Annotated in this window: 19 protein-coding genes; 11 read left to right on the top strand and 8 right to left on the bottom strand. The window is 74.5% G+C overall.

Features of this window, described 5'->3' with window-relative positions:
- Window positions 1-29 precede the first annotated feature (29 nt).
- Genes ACFT41_RS04145 through ACFT41_RS04120 form a run of 6 tightly spaced genes read right to left on the bottom strand, consistent with a single transcriptional unit; the run spans window position 30 to window position 4,932 of the window.
- Window positions 30-347 (bottom strand): DUF2470 domain-containing protein, encoded by a 318-nt coding sequence (locus tag ACFT41_RS04145; protein ID WP_377581257.1) that lies wholly within the window; start codon window positions 345-347, stop codon window positions 30-32.
- Window positions 344-1,024: a heme oxygenase (biliverdin-producing) gene (locus tag ACFT41_RS04140; protein WP_377581260.1), complete on the bottom strand. Its 681-nt coding sequence runs from the start codon at window positions 1,022-1,024 to the stop codon at window positions 344-346. The genes ACFT41_RS04145 and ACFT41_RS04140 overlap by 4 nt, the downstream gene beginning before the upstream one ends.
- Window positions 1,021-1,965, bottom strand: a complete 945-nt coding sequence (locus ACFT41_RS04135) for a heme ABC transporter ATP-binding protein (protein ID WP_377581263.1) — start codon at window positions 1,963-1,965, stop codon at window positions 1,021-1,023. The genes ACFT41_RS04140 and ACFT41_RS04135 overlap by 4 nt, the downstream gene beginning before the upstream one ends.
- A complete protein-coding gene (locus ACFT41_RS04130) occupies window positions 1,962-3,062 on the bottom strand; it encodes a FecCD family ABC transporter permease (RefSeq protein ID WP_377581266.1) in 1,101 nt (366 codons plus the stop codon). Before ACFT41_RS04130 ends, ACFT41_RS04135 begins: the two co-directional genes overlap by 4 nt.
- Window positions 3,059-4,114, bottom strand: coding sequence for a hemin ABC transporter substrate-binding protein (locus tag ACFT41_RS04125; protein WP_377581269.1), 1,056 nt, complete (start codon window positions 4,112-4,114; stop codon window positions 3,059-3,061). Before ACFT41_RS04125 ends, ACFT41_RS04130 begins: the two co-directional genes overlap by 4 nt.
- On the bottom strand, window positions 4,111-4,932 hold the full coding sequence (locus ACFT41_RS04120; protein ID WP_377581272.1) for a hypothetical protein: 822 nt from the start codon (window positions 4,930-4,932) through the stop codon (window positions 4,111-4,113). Before ACFT41_RS04120 ends, ACFT41_RS04125 begins: the two co-directional genes overlap by 4 nt.
- Before the next feature lie 192 nt (window positions 4,933-5,124).
- On the opposite strand from ACFT41_RS04120, the gene ACFT41_RS04115 reads away from it, so the two are divergent.
- The 7 genes from ACFT41_RS04115 (at window position 5,125) to ACFT41_RS04085 (ending at window position 12,395) form a co-directional block, all read left to right on the top strand.
- Window positions 5,125-6,633, top strand: coding sequence for an HtaA domain-containing protein (locus tag ACFT41_RS04115; protein WP_377581275.1), 1,509 nt, complete (start codon window positions 5,125-5,127; stop codon window positions 6,631-6,633).
- Window positions 6,634-6,704: 71 nt separating this feature from the next.
- A complete protein-coding gene (locus ACFT41_RS04110; protein WP_377581278.1) occupies window positions 6,705-7,748 on the top strand; it encodes a WxL protein peptidoglycan domain-containing protein in 1,044 nt (347 codons plus the stop codon).
- Entirely contained in the window at window positions 7,745-8,602 is an 858-nt protein-coding gene (locus tag ACFT41_RS04105; protein WP_377581281.1) for a hypothetical protein, read from the top strand. Before ACFT41_RS04110 ends, ACFT41_RS04105 begins: the two co-directional genes overlap by 4 nt.
- A gap of 99 nt (window positions 8,603-8,701) precedes the next feature.
- Window positions 8,702-9,520 (top strand): CoA transferase subunit A, encoded by an 819-nt coding sequence (locus ACFT41_RS04100; RefSeq protein WP_377581284.1) that lies wholly within the window; start codon window positions 8,702-8,704, stop codon window positions 9,518-9,520.
- Window positions 9,517-10,287, top strand: a complete 771-nt coding sequence (locus ACFT41_RS04095; protein ID WP_377581287.1) for a CoA-transferase subunit beta — start codon at window positions 9,517-9,519, stop codon at window positions 10,285-10,287. The genes ACFT41_RS04100 and ACFT41_RS04095 overlap by 4 nt, the downstream gene beginning before the upstream one ends.
- Window positions 10,284-11,465 carry a thiolase family protein gene (locus ACFT41_RS04090; protein ID WP_377581291.1) on the top strand — a complete coding sequence of 394 codons (1,182 nt, stop codon included), beginning with the start codon at window positions 10,284-10,286 and terminating at the stop codon, window positions 11,463-11,465. The genes ACFT41_RS04095 and ACFT41_RS04090 overlap by 4 nt, the downstream gene beginning before the upstream one ends.
- A gap of 147 nt (window positions 11,466-11,612) precedes the next feature.
- Window positions 11,613-12,395 (top strand): IclR family transcriptional regulator, encoded by a 783-nt coding sequence (locus ACFT41_RS04085; protein ID WP_377613736.1) that lies wholly within the window; start codon window positions 11,613-11,615, stop codon window positions 12,393-12,395.
- A gap of 51 nt (window positions 12,396-12,446) precedes the next feature.
- Here the strand turns inward: ACFT41_RS04085 and aceB are convergent, their stop codons facing one another.
- Window positions 12,447-14,057: a malate synthase A gene (aceB, locus tag ACFT41_RS04080; protein WP_377581297.1), complete on the bottom strand. Its 1,611-nt coding sequence runs from the start codon at window positions 14,055-14,057 to the stop codon at window positions 12,447-12,449.
- Entirely contained in the window at window positions 14,054-15,325 is a 1,272-nt protein-coding gene (aceA, locus tag ACFT41_RS04075; protein WP_377581299.1) for an isocitrate lyase, read from the bottom strand. The genes aceB and aceA overlap by 4 nt, the downstream gene beginning before the upstream one ends.
- Window positions 15,326-15,552: 227 nt before the next feature.
- Here aceA and ACFT41_RS04070 point away from each other — a divergent pair, with 227 nt between their 5' ends.
- The 4 genes from ACFT41_RS04070 (at window position 15,553) to ACFT41_RS04055 (ending at window position 20,307) form a co-directional block, all read left to right on the top strand.
- Window positions 15,553-16,947, top strand: a complete 1,395-nt coding sequence (locus ACFT41_RS04070) for a short-chain fatty acyl-CoA regulator family protein (protein ID WP_377581302.1) — start codon at window positions 15,553-15,555, stop codon at window positions 16,945-16,947.
- A 130-nt stretch (window positions 16,948-17,077) separates the two neighbouring features.
- Window positions 17,078-17,734 carry a helix-turn-helix domain-containing protein gene (locus tag ACFT41_RS04065; protein WP_377581304.1) on the top strand — a complete coding sequence of 219 codons (657 nt, stop codon included), beginning with the start codon at window positions 17,078-17,080 and terminating at the stop codon, window positions 17,732-17,734.
- A 156-nt stretch (window positions 17,735-17,890) separates the two neighbouring features.
- Window positions 17,891-19,276 carry an amidohydrolase family protein gene (locus tag ACFT41_RS04060; RefSeq protein WP_377581307.1) on the top strand — a complete coding sequence of 462 codons (1,386 nt, stop codon included), beginning with the start codon at window positions 17,891-17,893 and terminating at the stop codon, window positions 19,274-19,276.
- Window positions 19,273-20,307, top strand: coding sequence for an ABC transporter permease (locus tag ACFT41_RS04055; RefSeq protein ID WP_377581310.1), 1,035 nt, complete (start codon window positions 19,273-19,275; stop codon window positions 20,305-20,307). Before ACFT41_RS04060 ends, ACFT41_RS04055 begins: the two co-directional genes overlap by 4 nt.
- The last annotated feature ends 19 nt before the right edge of the window (window positions 20,308-20,326 follow it).

Below are 20,326 nucleotides of genomic sequence, written 5' to 3'. Positions count from 1 at the left end.
AACTCGGCCACGTGCCACGGTGCACGGGATCAGCGCGCTTCGCGCGCCTGCTCGTACATCCGGACCACCTCCCGGCGGATCTCGGCCCGTTCGGTGAGCCGGCGGGCGAACGGGATCCGCACCGGCACCTCGATGTCGTCGACGCCGACGGCGAAGTCCATGCCGTCGGCGTCCAGCCCGGTCGCCCGCGCCCGGGTGGCGTCGGGACAGCCGCCGAGGGTGCGGCAGATCAGCAGCGCATCCTCGGCGTGGTCGGCGTTCATGTGCCGGCAGACCGCGCGCACGGTGTCCGCGTCGAACGGCTGCCCACTGTCGCGGGACGCGGGTCGGGTCGGCTGGCCGGTCACGCCACCGCCTCCGTCGCCTCGGGGTCGCCCTCGGGCACGTGCCGGGCCAGGGCGGCGAAGACCGCCGTGTTGTGCCGGTACGCCAGCAGCACCTCCTCCAGCAGGGCCGCCTCGGCCGCCGGGTCGAGGGGCAGGGCGTCCAGCCGAGCCCGGTAGGCGTCCTTGTACGCCTTCGGCCGGACGATCCGGTCGAACGCGTAGAAGCCGGCCCCCGCCTGCCCGCTCAGCCCGTACCGCCGGGCGACGGCCCGGCCGATGTGCCGGCCGCCGGAGAGGTCGCCGAGGTAGCGGGTGTAGTGGTGGGCGATGAAGCGTTCCGGTGAGGTGGTGCCGACGGCGAGGATCCGGTCGGCGTAGGCCAGCGTCGCCGGGTGCGGCGCGCTCCGGCGCGCCCAGTCCGGCCCGACCAGGTGGGTCAGGTCCGCCTCCAGCGCGGGCAGCCGGGTCAACGCGTCGTCGACGAACGGCCCGGCGAGCGGGTCGTCGCGCATCGCCTCGGCGGCCGACTCCAACGCCCGGTACAGGGCGTGGTGCTGCACCACCAGGTCGACGTAGCCGGGGAGGTCCACGTCGCCGGCGACCAGCGCCGTGACGTAGCGCTGGCCCTCGGCGGCGGCGTGGGCCCCCTGACTGGCGGCCCGCAGCCGGGCCGAGAACGGAATCGGTGGTGTGCTCATCTGTTCCTCCGTGACGGCGGTGGGTGGGCCGGGTGTGCCGGGCCCCGACGGCGGGGCACGACCAGCGGCAGGCGGGTACGCGGGTGCGGCACGACCTCGATGTCGTGCTGGTAGACCTCGCTGAGCAGGGGTGTGGTCAGCACCGTGGCGGGTGCCCCGGCGGCCCGTACCCGCCCGTCGGCGAGCAGGGTCATCCGGTCCGCGTACGCCCCGGCCAGGGCGAGGTCGTGCAGCACCACCACGACGGCGTCCCCGGCGTCGGCGCGGTCGCGGGCGATCCGCATGACCAGTTCCTGGTGGTGCAGGTCGAGGGCGGCGGTCGGCTCGTCGAGCAGCAGCACCCCGGCCCGCTGCGCCAGTGCCCGGGCCAGCGCCGCGCGCGCCTGCTCGCCACCGGAGAGGGTGGGGAACGGCCGGCCCGCGAACCGGACCACGTCGCAGCGCCGCATGGTCTCGGCGACGATCGCCTCGTCGTGGGCCTCCTCGGGCCGCCCGGCCCAGGGCGCGCGCCCCATCCGGACGACGTCGACCACGGCGAACGGGAAGCTCAGGGTGTGGCGCTGGGTCAGCACCGCCCGACGCATCGCCAGTTCCACGGCGGACCACTCGCCCAGCGGGCGGCCGTCGACCTCGACGGTCCCGGCCGCGGCCGGCAGGTCGCCGCTGACGGCGGCCAGCAGGGTGGACTTGCCGGCGCCGTTCGGGCCGACCAGGGCATGCAACTCACCGGCACGGATGGCGAGATCGATCTGGTCGAGCACCGGCCGGCCGGCACGTTCGACCCGCAGTCCGGCAGCCCGGATCCGGGTGCTGCCCGGCGCCGCCGGGGCCGGCGCCAACGGTGCCACCCGCCGGCCGAGCACGCGCAGCTGGCCCCGCCGCGCCCGCCCGCGCGCGGGCTCTGCGCCGCCCTCGGGGGTCGACGTCCCGCGCCCGCTCACGCCCAGCCTCCCGCGCGGTCCCTCGTGCGCCGCAGCAGCCAGAAGAACGCGGGCCCGCCGACGACCGCGGAGAGCACCCCCAGCGGCAGTTCCTGGTAGTCGACGAGGGTCCGGGCGGCGAGGTCGGCGGCGATGACCACGATCGCGCCGCCGAGCGCGCTGGCCGGCAGCAGCAGCCGGTGTCCGGGGCCGGCGACCATCCGCACCAGGTGCGGCACGACCAGGCCGATGAAGCTGATGATGCCGGTGAAGGCGACCGCCGCCGCGCCGAGCAGCGCCGTGACCACGATCATCCGGACGCGCAGCCGTTCCACGTCGACGCCGAGGTGCCGGGCGGACCGTTCGCCGAGGGCGAGCAGGTCGAGCCGGCGGGCGTCGGCGAGGGCGGCGACCAGGCCGACCGCGAGGCAGGGTGCGGCCAGCCAGACGGCCGACCAGCTCGCCTGGGCGAGGCTGCCGAGGTTCCAGAACGCGATGGCCTGCACGCCCGACTCGTCGGCGACGAACATCAGCAGCCCGATCGCGGCACCGGCGACGGCGTTGACGGCGACGCCGGTGAGCACGAGGGTGACCACCTCGGTCCGGCCGCCGGAGCGGGCCAGGGCGTAGACCAGCCAGGTGGTGGCGAGCCCGCCGGCGAAGGCGGCGGCGGGCACCGTCCAGCCGCCGAGGACGGTGGCGCCGGTGACGATGGCCAGGGCCGCGCCGAGGGCCGCGCCGGCGGAGACGCCGATGACGCCGGGTTCGGCCAGCGGGTTGCCGAAGACGCCCTGCATCACCGCCCCGGCGCAGCCGAGCGCGGCGCCGACCACGGCGGCGAGCACCACCCGGGGGAAGCGGACGAGCCACAGCGCGCTCTCGCCGTGCGGGGCGGCGGGCCGGGGGCCGATGTCCAGGCCGAGCCGGTGCAGCATCGAGCCGAGCACCTCCGCCGGGGCGACGGCCACCTGCCCCCGACCGGCGGCGAACAGGGCGACCAGCAGCAGGCCGGCGGTGAGCCCGGCGAGCAGGAGCGCCCCGCGTCGGGTCCGACGGGGCCGGGCACCCTCGGGCGCGGCGTCCACGGTGGCCGGTGGGGTGTCGGTGGTGGTGGTCATGTCCGGCCCCGGCAGTGCAGCGCGTCGGCCAGGGCCCGCACGACCCGGCCGGAGCGGGTGCCGAAGGTGAGCAGGACACCGTCGTCCATGTCGACGATCCGGCGGGCCGCCCCGGCGGGGGTCTGCCCCACCCCGGGGAGCGTGAGCAGGCCGTCGACGCCGCCGACGGATTCCAGTCCCCCGGTCATCACCAGGATCACGTCGGGGGCCGCGTTGATCAGGCCCTCGCTGGTCAACGGCCGGAACTTCGCCAGGCCGATCGCGGTGCCGGCGTCCACCCCGCCGGCCGCCTCGATCATCGCGTCGGAGCCGGCGCCCCGGCCGCCGATCAGATAGACCCCGGCGGCGCCGCGCAGGTAGAGGAAGGCGACGCGGGGCGACGCGCCGTCGGGCCCGCCGTCGCGGGCGGCGGCGATCTCCCCGGCGACCCGGGTGACGAGCCGCTCGCCGGCCTCACCGACGCCGAGCGCGGCGGCGATCGCCCGCACGTGCGCGGCTACGGCGTCGAGGCTCTGCTCGGCCGCGACGAGGACGACGGGGATGCCGGCCGCGCGCAGCTGACGCAGCGTCTCGGGTGGGCCGATGCTGTCGTCGGCGAGGATCACGGTGGGGGCGAGGGCGAGCACCGCCTCGGCGGACAGGTCGTGCCCGGCCGGGGTGACCACGGGCAGGTGCGCGGCGGCCGGGAAGGTGGTCGAGGTGTCCCGGCCGACGACGTTGCCGCCGAGCCCGAGGCTGAACACGATCTCGGCGATCGAGCCGTAGAGGTTGACCGGCAGGATCCGTGCCGCGTCGGTGACCGTGGTGGCGACACCGTCGGCGGAGGCGACGGTGACCGGCAGGGCCGGGGTCGGCGCCGGGTCGAGCGGGGTGACGTCGGTGTCGGGCAGGGTGGCGGTGACCGGGCCGCAGGAGGTGGCCGAGGTCGGCTCGCCCCCGGCCGCCGTGCCGGTGCAGCCGGCCAGGGCGCCGGCGAGCAGCAGCACGACGGCCAGCGGCACGCGCCGTGACGCGGCGCGGGTCTGGGCGGGCGACACCGCGCGCCGGGTCACGGCGCGGCCCTGCGCCGACGGCGGCGCAGGCCGGCGAGGAGCGTCAACCCGAGCAGGGGTACGACCAGCGCGGCCAGCCACCAGCGGCCGGTGCCGGAGGCGGCGCTGACCCGGGTGACCTGAGCGGCCGGGTCGGTGGTGCCGCCCGGGGTGGCGGCCACGGCGGTGCCGGAGGCGGCCGGTGCCGCGCTGCCGGCGGGTGCGGCGGTGGCCGGGGCGGTCGTGGCAGCGGCCGGCGCGGTGGTACGCGCGGCGGGTCCGCCCGTGCCGGCGGCCCCGGCGGTGGTCGGCGCGGCGCTGGTCCGGGCCGCGGTCGCCGCGGCGGCGAAGGTGACCGGCACCCGGACGTCCTGGGACCGGTCGGCGGTGCGGGTGTGGTCGGCGCGGGTGGCCACCACGCACCGACGGACGGTGCAGTCCACGTCGCCGATGCGGATGCCGACGGTGAGGGTGACCCGGAACGAGCCGCCGGCGCCGTACGGCACGGCCAGTCCCTCCCCGTAGGAGGGTGGGTTGGAGGAGATCCAGTGCGAGGCGCCGGTGCTCCCGGTGGTGTCGGCCCCGCCGCCGCACGGGGTGGGCACGACACCGGAGCCGTTGTCCACACAGTAGGCGACGTAGATGCCCTTGGTGACGTCGTACCCGGTGCCGGAGACGGTGACGCTCGTGCCGGAGCGGGCGACACCGCTGCTGGGCGTGACGGTGAGCTTCTGGCCGCCGGTTCCCCGACCGGTGCCGGCGTGGGCCGGGACCGCGCCGGCGGCAATACCGACGGTGATCAGTGCTGCGGTCAGGACGGCGCGACGCAGTGATCGCATCAGGCTCCCCACATGACAGATCAGGCCGGCTGACACACCGACCGTGATTAAGGTTTGCCTAACCTAAGCGACGGATCCGCAGTTCACAAGGGGTTCTTCGGGTCAAGATCTCCAACCCCTCACCCCTGTACCGCCTAGTTAGGTTTGCCTAACCTCAACCACTGTCCGTATTGGGCGCGAGAAAGGAACAGCATGGTCCGATCCAGAACCGGTACCGGCCGATGGCGGTCGCTGCGGTGGGCGGCGGTCGCCCTCCTCGGTGCCTCGGCCGCACTCGTCGGCGCCGGCCCCGCCTCGGCGGCCGAGGCAGACATCAGCACCGGCAGCCTCACCTGGGGCTTCAAGGCGTCGTTCCGCAGCTACGTGAACACCGGCAACGGCAACCCGCCGATCGCGGCGAGCAACGGCGCCAGCATCAACAGCGACGGCACGTTCACCTTCCCCGCGAAGGGCGGCACGTACGACGCCGGCACCGGCGTCATCGACGCCGAGTACGGCGGGACGGTCGTCTTCTCGTACCCGGCGCACATGTTCACCATCACCCTGGCCAACCCGACGGTCGCCGTCTCCGGCGGCACCGCCGCCCTGAAGGCGGACGTCGACCTGGCCACCACCGCGACCGATCCGGTCTCGGTCCGCCAGGCCACCATCGCCACCATCGCCGTCACCGACGGCAACCCCGGCGGCAGCGGCGGCACGGTGACCGCGACCGACCTGGCGGCGACGTTGACCGCCGAGGGCGCCACCGCGTTCAACGGCTTCTACACCGCCGGCACCGCGCTCGACCCGCTGTCGTTCACCTTCTCCACCGGTGGCGGCGGCGAGCCGGCCGGCCCGGCGGTCGGCGTCACCCCGTCCACCGGGGTCGACCCGGCCGGGGCGACGATCACGGTCGAGGGCAGCGGCTTCGATCCGGAGGCCAACGGGGCGGCGGGAATCTACGTCTCCTTCGGCCCGAAGGTCGACGAGCACTGGACGAACGCCGGTGTCCTCCAGGTAACCAAGTGGGTGAGCAAGACGAACGAGCCGACGGAGGCCCGTGACCGGCTCAACGCCGACGGCACGTTCCACACCACCCTGCCGATCAGCGCGGTCTACACCGACCGCACCGGCGCGCAGGTCGACTGCACGCAGGTGCAGTGCTACGTGATCACCTTCGCCGCCCGCGGCTCGGCCGACCGTAGCCAGGACACCTTCACCCCGGTGACGTTCGGCGGCACTCCGGTGGGCGGCGGCGACGCCGACCAGCAGATCACCGCCACCGTCACCGGCGGCGCGCTGACCCTCGGCGTGGCCGGCTCCACGGTCGCGCTGCCGGCGGTCAGCAACGGGCAGGTCACCAGCGGGGCACTGAACACCGCCACGGTGGCCGACCTGCGCGGCACCAACGCCGGCTGGAGCCTGGTCGGGCAGGTCTCCGACTTCGCCTCGGCCGGCGGCGGCACCATCGACGCGGACAACCTCGGCTGGGTGCCGAGCGCGTCCGTCGTCACCGACGGCCTCGCCGGCGCCCCCGGCGTGGTCACCCCGGGCGCGACCGCCGCGCCCGGTGCCGGCCTGGGCACGGCGCGCGCGCTGTGCACCTCGGCCAGCGGCGCGAGCAACGGCACCTTCGGCTGCGGCGCCCAGCTGAACCTCGGGATCCCGGCGTCCGCCCCGGCGGGCGACTACACCGCGGTCCTGACGCTCACCCTCTCCTGATTCTCGGCACCACCCCGGTGGGGCGGGACTCGCCACCCGCCCCACCGGCCCGACCACCTGCGGAGCCCGGCATGTCCCTGCGTACCGCCCTGTCCCGGACGAGCGTCGCGCTCGCCGCCGCGCTGCTCACGGCGACGGTCCCGCCCGCCCCGGCCGGCGCCGCGCCCACCCCGTCCCCGAGTGCCAGCGGCTCCGGCCAGACCGGCGCGGCACGCTGGGCCGTGCAGCCGTCCAGCGCCAAGGGCCCGACCGGGCGCAACTACTTCATCTACGACCTGGCCCCGGGCAGCACCCTGACCGACCACGTCGGCATCACCAACCTCGGCGACCGTCCGCTCACCTTCGACGTGTACGGCACCGACGCGTACACCTCCACCGACGGCGCGTTCGCCCTGCTGCCGGCCGACCAGCCCGCCACCGACGTGGGCTCCTGGATCCGGTTCGAGCGGCGGGCCTGGACGGTCCCGCCCGGCGAACGGGTCGACATCCCGTTCCGCCTCGCCGTGCCGGCCGACGCCACCCCGGGCGACCACACCGGCGGGGTGATCGGCTCCATCACCCGCACCCGGACCACCGCCGACGGGCAGCGGGTCCTGGTCGACCAGCGCCTGGCCGCCCGGGTCCACCTGCGGGTCACCGGTCCGGTCCGCCCCGCCGTCACCGTCGAGTCGGTCGACGTCTCCTACGACAACCCGGTCAACCCGCTCGCCGGTGGTGACCTGGTGGTCCGCTACCGGCTGCGCAACACCGGTAACGTCCGGGTCGCCGGCAGCGGCACGGTGACCGTCGCCGGGCCCTTCGGCTGGGAGCAGGCCCGCACCTCCCCCACCGACCTGCCCGAGTTGCTGCCCGGGGCCACCTTCACCGTCACCGAGCGGATCACCGGCGTACCCCCGCTGCTGCGGCTGACCGCCGAGGTCGACCTCGCGGCGACCACCACCGACACCGCGCTGCCGCCGGTGATCCGCTCCGCCGGGGTGTGGGCCCCGCCCTGGCTGCTGCTGGCCATGCTCGCCGCTGCGGGCGGCTGGGGCGCGCTGCGGTGGTGGCGTCGCCGCGCCCCCGGCGACGGTGGGCGGGCCATGGTGGATGCCGAGTCGGCGGAGGCGTCATGACCGCGGGGGCCCGGGCGACCCTGCTGGCCGTGGTCGCCGCCCTGGCGCTGGCGCCCGAGGCGCCCGGAGCCGCTGGCGGCGGGCCCGGCGTCACCCCGCCCGCCGGGCCGCTGCGGGTCGGGCAGCGGGTGCTGGTCGGCCTCGACGGCTGGCCCGCCGGCACGGTGCAGGCCGAGGTGTGTGGCAACGCCGCCCGACGCGGGGTGCTGGACTGCGCGACCGCCGACGCCACCCACGCCCAGGTGCCGCCGTCCGGCCGCACCCGGCTGCCGGTGCTGCTGGCCGCCCCGCCGGTGGCCTGCCCCTGCGTGCTGCGCGTCCGGACGCCGACCGGCACCGCCACCGCCACCGCCGACCTACCGCTGGACGGGGTGGCCGCGCCACCCGCCGCAACGGGCGTCCCGGCCGAGCTGACCCTGGTGACGTTGCGCGCCGACGACCGGTCCGGGCCACGCGGATGGTTCGGCCTGCCGGGCGAACTGACCGTGCGGTTCACCCTGCGCAACCCCGGCCCCGAGGAGGTGACCGACCCGCCGCTCACGCTGCTGGTCGGACCCCCCGGCCGGGCCCGGACCATCGTGGCCGCCCCGGCGGTGGGCATCGTCGCCGCCGGAGGGACCCGCGACTACCGGGTGACGGTGCCCACGGGGCAGGCCCCGTTCGGCAGGTACGAGGTGGACGGCCGGATCGAGGTGCCCGGCCACCCGGTCGCGTTCACGGTGGAGGCCGCCCGACGCCCCTGGGGCCTGCCCGTGGCGGTAGCGGTCCTCACGGCGGCGTTGCTGCTCGCCCGACGGGGCGGCCGGGCGTCGACGGATGGATCCGCGTTCCGCGCGTCCGAGCCGCCCCGTTGACGGCCTCCGCCGCCAGGCACTACGTTCGACATGAGCACACTCGTCCGCATGCCGAACACGGCGACGCGGACGCACCACAGCACAGGAGGCGGGAGGCCGATGGCGAAGATCGTCTCGCTGGCCGAGGGGATCGCGGAGCTGGTGCGCGACGGGGACGTGGTGGCCCTGGAAGGGTTCACCCACCTCATCCCGTTCGCCGCCGGTCACGAGATCATCCGTCAGGGACGGCGCGGCCTGACCCTGGTGCGGATGACCCCGGACGTCATCTACGACCAGCTCATCGGGGCCGGCTGCGCCAGCCGGCTCGTCTTCTCCTGGGGCGGCAACCCCGGCGTGGGCTCGCTGCACCGCTTCCGCGACGCCGTGCAGCACTCCTGGCCGGTGCCCCTGGAGCTGGAGGAACACAGCCACGCCGGGATGGCCAACCGGTACGTCGCGGGCGCCTCGGGACTGCCGTTCGCCGTCCTGCGTGGCTACACCGGCACCGACCTGCCCCGCCACACCACCACCATCCGCACCGTCGACTGCCCGTTCACGGGCGAGACGCTGACCGCGCTTCCCGCACTGCGCCCCGACGTCACGGTGGTGCACGCCCAACGCGCCGACCGGGCCGGCAACGTGCAACTGTGGGGCATCACCGGCGTGCAGAAGGAGGCGGTGCTGGCCGCCCGCCGGTCCCTGGTCACCGTCGAGGAGCTCGTCGACGAGCTGACCCCGGTGCCGGGGCAGGTCGTCCTGCCCGGGTGGGCGATCACGGCGGTGGCGCGGGTGCCCGGCGGCGCGCACCCGTCGTACACCCAGGGCTACTCGGTGCGCGACAACGACTTCTACCGGGACTGGGACGCGATCAGCCGGGACCGCGACACCTTCCGGGCCTGGATCGCCCGGCACGTGCTGACGACGCAGGTGCCGGCATGAGCGCGGCGGACTACTCGGCCGACGAGATGATGACGGTCGCCGCCGCCCGGCAGCTGAGCGACGGCACCGTCTGCTTCGTCGGGATCGGCCTGCCCAGCACCGCGGCGAACCTGGCCCGCGCCACCCACGCCCCCGGTCTCGTGCTGGTCTACGAGTCGGGCTGCCTCGGCGCGAAGCCCGACCGGCTGCCGTTGTCCATCGGCGACGGCGTCCTCGCCGACACCGCCGACGCGGTCGTCTCCGTGCCGGAGGTGTTCAACTACTGGCTCCAGCCCGGCCGCATCGACGTCGGGTTCCTCGGCGCGGCCCAGCTCGACCGCCACGGCAACATCAACACGACCGTCGTCGGCGGCTCCTACGCCGACCCGTCGGTCCGCCTGCCCGGTGCCGGCGGCGCCCCGGAGATCGCCGCGTCCTGCGGCGAGGTGGTCGTCATCGTTCGGCAGAGCCGGCGCACGTTCACCGAGCGCGTCGACTTCGTCACCTCGGTCGGCTACGGTGCCGGGCCGGACGACCGGGCCCGACTCGGGCTGCGCGGCGGCGGCCCCCGGACGGTGATCACCGACCTCGGCGTACTCGAACCCGACCCGGCCACCTGCGAGCTGACCCTCACCCGGCTGCACCCCGGCGTCACCGTCGAGCAGGCCCGCGCGGCCACCGGCTGGCCGCTCGCCGTCGCCGACGGGCTGACCACCGGCGCGCCGCCCACCCCCGACGAACTCGCCGTGCTGCGCGCCCTGCAGGCCACCCTGACGGCGACGGCATGACCCGCGACGTGTACGTGCTCGACGCCGTCCGCACCCCCATCGGTCGCCACGGCGGCGGCCTGGCCGGCGTACGCCCCGACGACCTCGCCGCCCACGTGGTCCGGGAGGTCGTCGCCCGCAGCCCCGGGCTCGACCCGGCGCGCATCGACGACGTGCTCCTCGGCGACGCCAACGGCGCCGGTGAGGACAACCGGGACGTGGCACGGATGGCCGCCCTGCTGGCCGGCCTGCCGCCGTCGGTGCCCGGCGCCACCGTCAACCGGCTCTGCGGCTCCGGCCTGGAGGCCGTCATCGGCGCGTCCCGGGCCATCGCCCTCGGCGACGCGTCGATCTGCCTCGCCGGAGGGGTGGAGTCGATGAGCCGCGCGCCGTGGGTGCTCGCCAAGCCCGAGGGGGCCTACCCCCGGGGGCACGAGACGTTGCACTCCACCACGCTGGGCTGGCGGATGGTCAACCCGGCGATGCCGCCACAGTGGACGGTGGCGCTGGGCGAGGGTGCCGAGATCCTCGCCGAGCGCCACGGGATCACCCGCGAGCAGCAGGACGAGTTCGCGCTGCGCAGCCACCAGCGGGCCGACCGGGCCTGGCGCGACGGCGCGTACGCCGACGAGGTCGCCCCGCTGCCCGGCACCGACGTCGACCGGGACGAGAGCATCCGGCCGACGACCACCGCCGAGGCGCTGGGCCGGCTCAAGCCGGTCTTCCGGCCCGCCGGCACGGTCACCGCCGGCAACTCGTCGCCGCTGAACGACGGGGCGAGCGTCCTGCTGATCGCCGACGCCGCCGGGGCGCGGGAGATCGGCCGCGCGCCGCTGGCCCGGATCGTCTCCCGGGCCGTCACCGGGATCGAGCCCCACCTGTTCGGCATCGGCCCGGTGGCCGCCGCCGAGGAGGCGCTGCGCCGCGCCGGCATCGGCTGGGCCGACCTCGACGTCGTCGAGCTCAACGAGGCGTTCGCCGCGCAGTCCCTGGCCTGCCTGGCCCGGTGGCCCGACCTCGACCCGGGGATCGTCAACCCGCAGGGCGGCGCCATCGCCCTCGGCCATCCGCTCGGGTCCTCCGGGTCGCGCATCCTCGGGTCACTGGCCTGGCAGCTGCACCGCCGCGGCGGCGGCCGGGGGCTCGCGGCCATCTGCATCGGGGTGGGTCAGGGCCTGGCCGTCGTGCTGGAGGCCTGACGGCACGCGCGGTCCTGGCTCGGGTGACTCGACGCCGCGCGGCCTGCCGGCACCGGTGCGTGCCGCTGCGGGCGGCGCGGCTACGCTGGCCACCGGCGGTGACCGGACGCTCCAGGGCGCCCGGGAGGCTCTGCGGCAGGAGACCGAGTGACCGACGCGGCGCGATCCGGGGAGTTCGTCCAGTCGCTGGAGCGCGGCCTGGCCGTGATCCGCGCGTTCGACGCCGAGCATCCCCGGCTCACCCTCAGCGAGGTGGCGCGGGCCACCGGGCTGACCCGGGCCGCCGCCCGTCGCTTCCTGCTCACCCTGGTCGAGTTGGGCTACGTGCACACCGACGGGCGACTGTTCTCGCTGCGCCCACGGGTGCTCGATCTCGGCTACGCCTACCTGTCGAGCCTGAGCCTGCCGGAGGTCGCCCAGCCGCACCTGGAGGCGCTGGCCACGCAGGTACGGGAGTCCTGCTCGGTGTCGGTCCTCGACGGCGACGAGGTGGTCTACGTCGCCCGCGTCGCCACCAGACGCATCATGACGGTGGGGATCAGCGTCGGCAGCCGGTTCCCCGCGTACGCGACGTCGATGGGCCGGGTGCTGCTCGCCGCGCAGCCCGCCGGCTGGCTGGACGACTACCTCGCCACGGCGCGGCTGCGGGCGCTGACCCGGCACACCGTCACCGACCCGGTCCGGCTGCGCGCCGCCCTGGCCACGATCGCCGCGCAGGGATACGCGATCGTGGACCAGGAGCTGGAGGAGGGGCTGCGCTCGCTGGCCGCGCCGATCCACGGGGAGCACGGATCGGTGGTCGCCGCGGTCAACGTCTCCGCGCACGCCAGCCGCGGCTCTTTCGAGACGATCCGCACGGAACTGCTGCCGCCCCTGCTGGCCACCGCGAAACGCGTCGAGGAGGATCTGGCGGCGGGTCCGGGCCGGTGACCACGGAGCCGGGAAGGGCCGGTGCCCCTCCCGGCTCCTGCGGTTGGAGCGTCAGCGCGCCGGCACGGCGGGCCGCTGTTGCGGACCGAGGTGCCGGGCGTACGCGCCGGTGGTGAAGAACGCCGGCAGGTCCTCGCCGAACGCGGTGTCCTCGACGATGCGCGCGGCCCGTTCGGCGCGCTCCCGGTCGGCCGCCTCGCGGCCCGTCACCAGGTCGGCCAACTCCTGGGCGAGGATCGTCCGGACCAGTTCGTCGGTCACGCAGCCGCCGCCGGCGAGCGGGGTGCCGTGGTGCAGCCACTGCCACACCTGGCAGCGGGCGATCTCGGCGGTCGCCGCGTCCTCCATCAGGTTCCACAGGGCCACCGCGCCGGCGCCGCCGAGCCACGCGTCGATGTAGCGCAGCGCGACCGCGATGTTGGCGCGCAGCCCCACGGCGCTGACCTGGCCGGGGGTCTTGTCGACGGCGAGCAGGTCGGCGGCGGCCACGGCGACGTCGTCCCGGAGCCGGTCGAGCTGGTGGGGGCGCTCGCCCAGCACCGCGTCGAACTCCTCCCGGCAGGTGTCGACCAGGCCCGGGTGGGCGACCCACGAGCCGTCGAAGCCGTCGCCGGCCTCCCGCCGCTTGTCCGCCCGCACCCGGCCGAGGGCCACCTCGTTGACCTGCGGGTCGCGGCTGGGGACGAACGCCGCCATCCCGCCGATGGCGTGCGCGCCCCGCCGGTGGCAGGTCGCCACCAGCAGCTCGGTGTAGGCGCGCATGAACGGCACCGTCATGGTGACCTCGGCCCGGTCCGGCAGGACGAAGTCCGACCACTGCCCGAAGTTCTTGATCACGCTGAAGATGTAGTCCCACCGCCCGGCGTTCAGGCCCGCCGAGTGCTCGCGCAACTCGTAGAGGATCTCCTCCATCTCGAAGGCGGCGGTGATCGTCTCGATGAGCGTGGTGGCCCGGATGGTGCCGCGCGGCAGACCCAGGCGCTGCTGGGCGAAGACGAAGACGTCGTTCCACAGCCGCGCCTCGTGGTGGCTCTCCAGCTTCGGCAGGTAGAAGTACGGCCCGGCGCCCGCGTCGAGCTGCCGTCGCGCGCAGTGGAACAGGTAGAGCCCGAAGTCGACCAGGCTGGCCGAGATGGGCCGCCCGTCCACCACGATCCCCTTCTCCACGAGGTGCCAGCCGCGCGGCCGGACGACGATCGTGGCCAGCTCGTCGCCGAGGGCGTACCGCTTGCCGCGCGGGTCGGTGAAGTCGATGCGCCGGTCCAGGGCGTCGATGAGATTGAGCTGCCCGGCGACGACGTTGTGCCAGGTCGGCGAGGTGGCGTCCTCGAAGTCGGCGAGCCACACCCGCGCCCCGGAGTTGAGCGCGTTGACGGTCATCTTGCGGTCGGGCGGTCCGGTGATCTCGACCCGCCGGTCGAGCAGGCCGGGCGCGGGCGGGGCCACCCGCCAGGTGGGGTCCGCGCGGATCGCGGCGGTCTCGGGGAGGAAGTCGGGGAACTGGCCGGTGGCGTACCGGTCCCGGCGGGCCCGGCGGGTGTCCAGCAGGGCCACCCGGCGGGCAGCGAACTCGCTGTCCAGCTCGACCAGGAACTCCAGCGCCCGCGCGGTGAGGACCTCGTCGAACCGGTCGGCCATCGGACCGATGATCTCGTACCTCATGCGAACTGCTCCTCCTCGGTGGATCCGCGCAGGGCGGTGGTCTCGGCGGCCGGGTTGAGCACGGTGCTGATCAGGTCGAAGTAGCCGGTGCCGACCTCGCGCTGGTGCTTGACGGCGGTGTAGCCGGCCGGCTCGGCGGCGAACTCGCGCTCCTGCAACGACACGTAGGCGGACATGCCGTCGGCGGCGTAGCCACGGGCCAGGTCGAACATCGAGTAGTTGAGGGCGTGGAAGCCGGCCAGGGTGATGAACTGGAACTTGTAGCCCATGTGGCCGAGTTCCCGCTGGAACTTGGCGATGGTGGCGTCGTCGAGGTGCTTGCGCCAGTTGAACGACGGCGAGCAGTTGTAGGCGAGGAGCTGGTCCGGGTGCTCGCTCTTGATCGCCTCGGCGAAGCGCCGGGCGATCTCCAGGTCGGGGGTGGAGGTCTCCATCCAGAGCAGGTCGGCGTGCGGGGCGTAGGCCAGGCCCCGGGCGATGCACGGCTCGACGCCGTTGCGCACCCGGTAGAAGCCCTCGGCGGTGCGCTCGCCGGTGACGAAGGGCCGGTCGCGCTCGTCGACGTCGGTGGTGAGCAGCGTGGCGGCCTGGGCATCGGTGCGGGCGATGACCACCGACGGCACGCCGGCGACGTCGGCGGCGAGCCGCGCCGCCTCGAGGGTACGGATGTGCGCCCCGGTGGGGACGAGCACCTTGCCGCCGAGGTGGCCGCACTTCTTCTCGGCGGCGAGCTGGTCCTCCCAGTGCACGCCCGCCGCGCCGGCCGCGATCATCGCGGTCATCAGCTCGTAGGCGTTGAGCGGTCCGCCGAAGCCGGCCTCGGCGTCGGCGACGATCGGCGCCAGCCAGTCCATCCCGCGGTCGTCGCCCTCGGCGGTGGTGATCTGGGCGGCGCGCAGCAGGGCGTTGTTGATCCGGCGCACCACGGCGGGCACCGAGTTGGCCGGGTAGAGGCTCTGGTCGGGGTAGGTGTGCCCGGCGAGGTTGGCGTCTGCGGCCACCTGCCAGCCGGAGAGGTAGATCGCCTTGAGCCCGGCCCGGACCATCTGCACGGCCTGGTTGCCCGTGAGCGCGCCCAGGGCGTGGATGTAGTCCTCGCTGTGCAGCAGCCGCCACAGCCGCTGCGCCCCGTGCCGGGCCAGGGTGTGTTCCTCCTGGATCGCCCCGCGCAGGCGCACCACGTCCTCCGCGCGGTAGCCGCGCCGCACCCCCCGCCAGCGGGGGTCGGTCTCCCACTCGGTACGCAACTGCTCCACGGCGTTCTGCATGATGTCGTCTCCTCGACTGTCGTGACGCCGGCACTCGTCGTGCCGCCCTGCGGCGTGAACGCGATGCTCCGTCCGGCGTGTCACCCACGGTCACACGGCGTCGGCGGCAGGGTCGAGGGACGGAAGAAGCCAAGTTCTGAGAAGTTCGCGCCTCATCCTGCGAAGTTGCGAAGGGATATATTTGCAGCCTGCCAAGGGTGCTGGGCTGCCGAAATACCGACGAGGAGGTGAGGGAGATCAGCAAGACCTTCGCGGGCGCCCGGCTGCGCCGGATGCGCGAGGACCGCGCGCTGAGCCAGGCGCGCCTGGCCAGCCTGCTCAACATCTCCCCGAGCTATCTCAACCAGATCGAACACGATGCGCGTCCGCTGACCGTGCCGGTGCTCATGCGCATCACCGAGGTCTTCGGCGTCGACCCGACGGTGTTCGCCCCGCGCGACACGCCACGGCTGGTCGCCGGGTTGCGCGAGGCGCTCCCCGGGCGGCCGGGCGTCGCCGACCTCACCGAGCTCGCCACCCGGCTGCCCGAGGTCGCGGAGGCCGTCATCGACCTGCACCGGCGGTACCGGCAGGCCGACGAGCAGCTCGCGGAGCTGCTCGGCGACCGGGACACGGTCTCCCGCAGCCCGCACGACCGGGTGACCGAGTTCTTCTACCGGCGGCAGAACTACGTCCCTGACCTGGACGAGGCGGCGGAACGGCTGGCCGCGACCATCGGGCTGCGTCGCGGCGAGGTGCGCTCCGCGCTGCAGGACCGGCTCGGCCAGCGGCACGGCGTCCAGGTGCTCCGCGACGACGCCACCCTGCTCGGCGACGAGCTGCACCGCTACCGCCCGCAGACCCGCACCCTGCACCTGTCGACGTCGCTGCGGGCCGGGCAGGAGGCGATGCGGATGGCGGCGCAGATCGCGCTGCTGGAGTTCGCCGACGTGATCGACGAGATCGTGGAGGAGGAGCGCTTCGACGACGTCCAGACCCAGATCCTCACCCGGGTCGGCCTGGCGAACTACTTCGCCGCCGCGCTGATCCTGCCCTACGAGCGCTTCCTGGCGGCGGCGGAGCAGCACCGGTACGACATCGACCTGCTCACCCAGCACTTCGCGATGGGCTGGGAGACGGTCTGCCACCGGCTCAGCACGCTGCAACGGCCCCGCGCGCGGGGCGTGCCGTTCTCGTTCGTCCGGGTCGACCGGGCCGGCAACATGTCCAAACGCCAGTCCGCCACCGGCTTCCCGTTCTCGCTCACCGGCGGCACCTGCCCGCTGTGGAACGTCTACGAGGCGTTCAGCTCACCCGGCCGGGTCGTCGTGCAGGTCGCCGCGATGCCCGACGGGCAGCGCTACCTGTGGATCGCCCGCACCATCACCCGGCACCACGGCGGCTACAACCAGCCGGGGAAGGTCTACGCGATCGGGCTCGGCTGCGAGACCCGGCACGCCGACCGGCTGGTCTACTCCGCCGGGATCGACCTGTACGCCGCCGACGCCACCACGTCGATCGGCCCCGGCTGCAAGACCTGCGAGCGGATGACCTGCCCGCAGCGCGCCGCCGCGCCGATCACGGGCCGGCTCGACCTGGACGAGAACCGCAGCACCTTCATCCCGTACCCACTGAAGGGCTGACCCGGGCCCGGCTGCCGGGGCGCACGTGCGCGGGCACACGTCGGCCGGGGTCGGAACCCCCACGCCCCCACGACGACCCGTAAGATGAGCACACTTCAACGTGATCGAGACTTGTAAAGGGGCACTCAACGTGACCGAGTTGGACGCCGTCGGCGGCCGGATCCGCGCCGCGCGGCAGGCCCGGGGGATGTCCCTGCGCGCGCTCGCCGAGAAGGTCGGGGTCTCGGCGAGCATGCTCTCGCTGCTGGAGAACGGCCGGTCACGCTCCTCGATCCCCACGCTCTACGCCGTGGTCGAGGCCCTGGACCTGTCGATGGACGAGCTCTTCTCCGGCGCGCAGTCGTCCCCGGAGCAGCCCCCCGCGCCGGCGGCGGAGCCGCCCGCGCGGGCCACCGGCGTCGCCCCGCAGACCGGCTCGGAGCTGGTCGTGGTCCGGGCCGGCAACCGGCGGCGCATCGAGATGGAGACCGGCGTCGTCTGGGAGCAGCTCGGCCACAACGAGCAGGATGGCGTGGAGTTCATGCTGGTCACGTACCCACCGGGGGCCAGTTCCAGCGACTCGGGGCGCTACCAGCGGCACAGCGGCCTGGAGTGCGCCCACGTGATGCAGGGCGAGCTGACCTGCAAGGTCGGCTTCGAGGAGGTGGTCCTCGGCGCAGGGGACAGCCTGACGATCGATTCGTCCCGTCCGCACCTGTTCGAGAACAACGGGAGCGTGGACATGAGGGCGGTGTGGCTGGTGTTGCGCCACCGCGACGCCGGGCCCGGCGGGCTGCCGGGGCAGTAGCAATTCACCCCGATGAGTGCCTGTCAACAAGATGTTAAACAAGACTTGACACGGCTGTGACGACGATCGCATCATGGGGACCGCCGATCCGCCGTCCTGCCAGTCCTGGATCGGACGAACACCACACCCCTGAGGGCGTCTGTGGAGGTCCCTTTCATGTCCAACCTGCTTCTCGCCGGCGGAATCGTCGTCACCTGCGCCGGCCCCAACGAGGTGCTGTGGCCCGGTGACGTCCTCGTCCGGGACGGACGGATCGCCGCGATCGGCCGCGACCTCGACGTCCCCGACGCCGAGCGGATCGACGTCAGCGGCCGGATCGTGATGCCCGGCCTGGTCGACACCCACCGACACACCTGGCAGTCCGTCGTCCGCAACATCGCCTCGGACTGGACCCTCGACCAGTACCTCGTCGGCCTGCACGCCGGCCTCAGCCGCTACTTCCGCCCCGAGGACACCTACGCCGGCAACCTGCTCGGCGCGCTGGAGGCCCTCGACTCCGGCGTGACCACCCTGCTCGACTGGTCGCACAACCTCTTCACCCCGGACCACACCGACGCCGCGATCGACGCCCTGGAGGAGGCCGGCCTGCGCGCCGTCTTCTCGCACGGCGGCGGCGCACCGCAGTGGGGCGGCGTGATGCCGTCGCCGGTGCCGCACCCGGCCGACGACGTCCGCCGGCTGCGCTCCGGGCGGTTCGCCGCCAACGACGGCCGGGTCACCCTGGGCCTGGCCCTGCGCGGCCCCCAGTTCTCGACGATGGACGTCACCACCGCGGACTTCCAGCTCGCCCGGGAGCTCGACCTGCGCGTGTCGGTGCACGTCGGCGACGGGCACTGGGGCAAGACCAAGCCGATCCACCGGATGAACGCGGCCGGGCTGCTCGCCGCCACCACGACCTACGTGCACTGCAACACGATCGCCGAGGACGAGCTGAAGCTGATCGCCGACACCGGCGGCAGCGCCTCCGTCGCCACCGACGTCGAGATGCAGATGGGTCACGGCTGGCCGGCCACCGGCCGGCTGTTGGCGGTGGGCATCCAGCCGTCACTCTCGGTCGACGTGTGCAGCTCCATCGGCGGCGACATGTTCACCACGATGCGCACCACCCTGGCCGTGCAGCGGGCCACCGACAACCACGCGGCGGTCGAGGCCGGCGAGGTCCCCGAGCGGGTCAAGCTCGCCTGCTCCGACGTGCTGCGCTTCGCCACCATCGAGGGCGCGCGGGCCAACGGCCTCGGCGACGTCACCGGCTCGCTGGAGGTCGGCAAGGCCGCCGACATCGTCGTCCTCGCCGGCGACACCCTCGCCACCACGCCGATCAACAACCCGTTCGGCACCATCGTCTACGCCGCCCATCCCGGGCTGGTCCGCGACGTGCTCGTCGACGGCCGGTTCGTCAAGCGCGACGGCAGGCTCGTCGGCGTCGACCTCGACCGGCTGCGGGCGCTCGCCGAGGCGTCCCGCGACCACGTGATCGGCTCCATGGCGGGCGCCGAGATCGGCGGCCGGTGGCAGCCCGAACCGAAGCTGAACCTGGCATGAGCCTGCTCGGACTCTCCCTCGCCGGCACCGCGCCGCAGCCTGCGGCGGTGCGCCCGACCGAACCGCTCGGCCCCCGCCTGCTCGGCTGGCCGACCAGCCGCGCGGCGGCGGCCGTGGCCGTGCTGTTCGCCGTGAGCGCCATGCTCTCCAGCGCCAGCGTCGGCCGCACCGCCCTGCTGGCGATGCTGCCGTTCGCGGCGCTCACCGCGATCGTCGCCGTGGGGCAGACCCTCGTCGTCCAGCAGGCCGGGCTCGACCTCTCGGTGGCCGGCGGCATCTCCCTCGGTGCCCTCGTGGTGGCCCGCTACGGCGACGCCGGACAGTGGGGCCTCGGCCTAGCGGTGACCGTGGCGCTGGCCGCCACGCTGCTCGCCGGACTGGTCAGCGGCCTGGTCGTCACGGCCTTCGGGCTGCCGCCGCTGGTCGTCACGATCGCCGTCAACGCGATCCTGATCGGGCTGGTGCAGTTCCTCTCCGGCGGCTACAGCGCGCAGGCGCCGGAGGCGCTCACCGGATTCGCGGTCGGCCGCACGCTCGGCGTGCCCAACCTCGTCCTGGTGGCCGCCGTCGTCATCGTGGCGGCGCAACTGGCGCTGAAGGGCACCGTCGCGGGGCGGCGCTTCGAACTCGTCGGCGCCAACCGGCTTGCCGCGCATGCCGCCGGCATCAACACCCGCCGGTACACGGTCTCGGCGTACGCCCTCTCCGCGCTGCTCGCCGGCGGCGCGGGCGTCCTGCTCGCCGGGTTCCTGCGTACCACCACCATCTCCGCCGGCGACGCCTACCTGCTGCCGTCGGTGGCCGCCGTGGTGCTCGGCGGCACCGCGCTGACCGGCGGGCGCGGCAGCCTCACCGGAACGGCGCTCGGCGCGCTCTTCCTCGGCCAGCTCAACCAGCTCGTCCAGACCTACACCCAGACCACGGCCGTGCAGAACATCGTGCAGTCCGTGATCATCGGCGTCGGCATCGTGGTGCAACTCGGCATCGCGACCCGGCTGCGCCGCCGGGCGATCCGCCGCAATCCCACCTGACCCGACCGGTCCACCCCTC

The sequence above is a fragment of the Micromonospora sp. NPDC057141 genome, assembly GCF_042670805.1.
GTDB lineage: Bacteria > Actinomycetota > Actinomycetes > Mycobacteriales > Micromonosporaceae > Micromonospora.
Note: the sequence above shows the minus strand (reverse complement) of the source record. Positions and strands in the feature narration are given on the sequence as shown.

Coding starts and splice junctions, on each gene's coding strand:
- ACFT41_RS04110 (WP_377581278.1), top strand. CDS start 6,705: ATGTCCCTGCGTACCGCCCTGTCCCGGACGAGCGTCGCGCTCGCCGCC.
- ACFT41_RS04090 (WP_377581291.1), top strand. CDS start 10,284: ATGACCCGCGACGTGTACGTGCTCGACGCCGTCCGCACCCCCATCGGT.
- ACFT41_RS04105 (WP_377581281.1), top strand. CDS start 7,745: ATGACCGCGGGGGCCCGGGCGACCCTGCTGGCCGTGGTCGCCGCCCTG.
- ACFT41_RS04055 (WP_377581310.1), top strand. CDS start 19,273: ATGAGCCTGCTCGGACTCTCCCTCGCCGGCACCGCGCCGCAGCCTGCG.
- ACFT41_RS04140 (WP_377581260.1), bottom strand. CDS start 1,024: ATGAGCACACCACCGATTCCGTTCTCGGCCCGGCTGCGGGCCGCCAGT.
- ACFT41_RS04100 (WP_377581284.1), top strand. CDS start 8,702: ATGGCGAAGATCGTCTCGCTGGCCGAGGGGATCGCGGAGCTGGTGCGC.
- aceA (WP_377581299.1), bottom strand. CDS start 15,325: ATGCAGAACGCCGTGGAGCAGTTGCGTACCGAGTGGGAGACCGACCCC.
- ACFT41_RS04060 (WP_377581307.1), top strand. CDS start 17,891: ATGTCCAACCTGCTTCTCGCCGGCGGAATCGTCGTCACCTGCGCCGGC.
- ACFT41_RS04115 (WP_377581275.1), top strand. CDS start 5,125: ATGGTCCGATCCAGAACCGGTACCGGCCGATGGCGGTCGCTGCGGTGG.
- ACFT41_RS04095 (WP_377581287.1), top strand. CDS start 9,517: ATGAGCGCGGCGGACTACTCGGCCGACGAGATGATGACGGTCGCCGCC.
- aceB (WP_377581297.1), bottom strand. CDS start 14,057: ATGAGGTACGAGATCATCGGTCCGATGGCCGACCGGTTCGACGAGGTC.
- ACFT41_RS04120 (WP_377581272.1), bottom strand. CDS start 4,932: ATGCGATCACTGCGTCGCGCCGTCCTGACCGCAGCACTGATCACCGTC.
- ACFT41_RS04130 (WP_377581266.1), bottom strand. CDS start 3,062: ATGACCACCACCACCGACACCCCACCGGCCACCGTGGACGCCGCGCCC.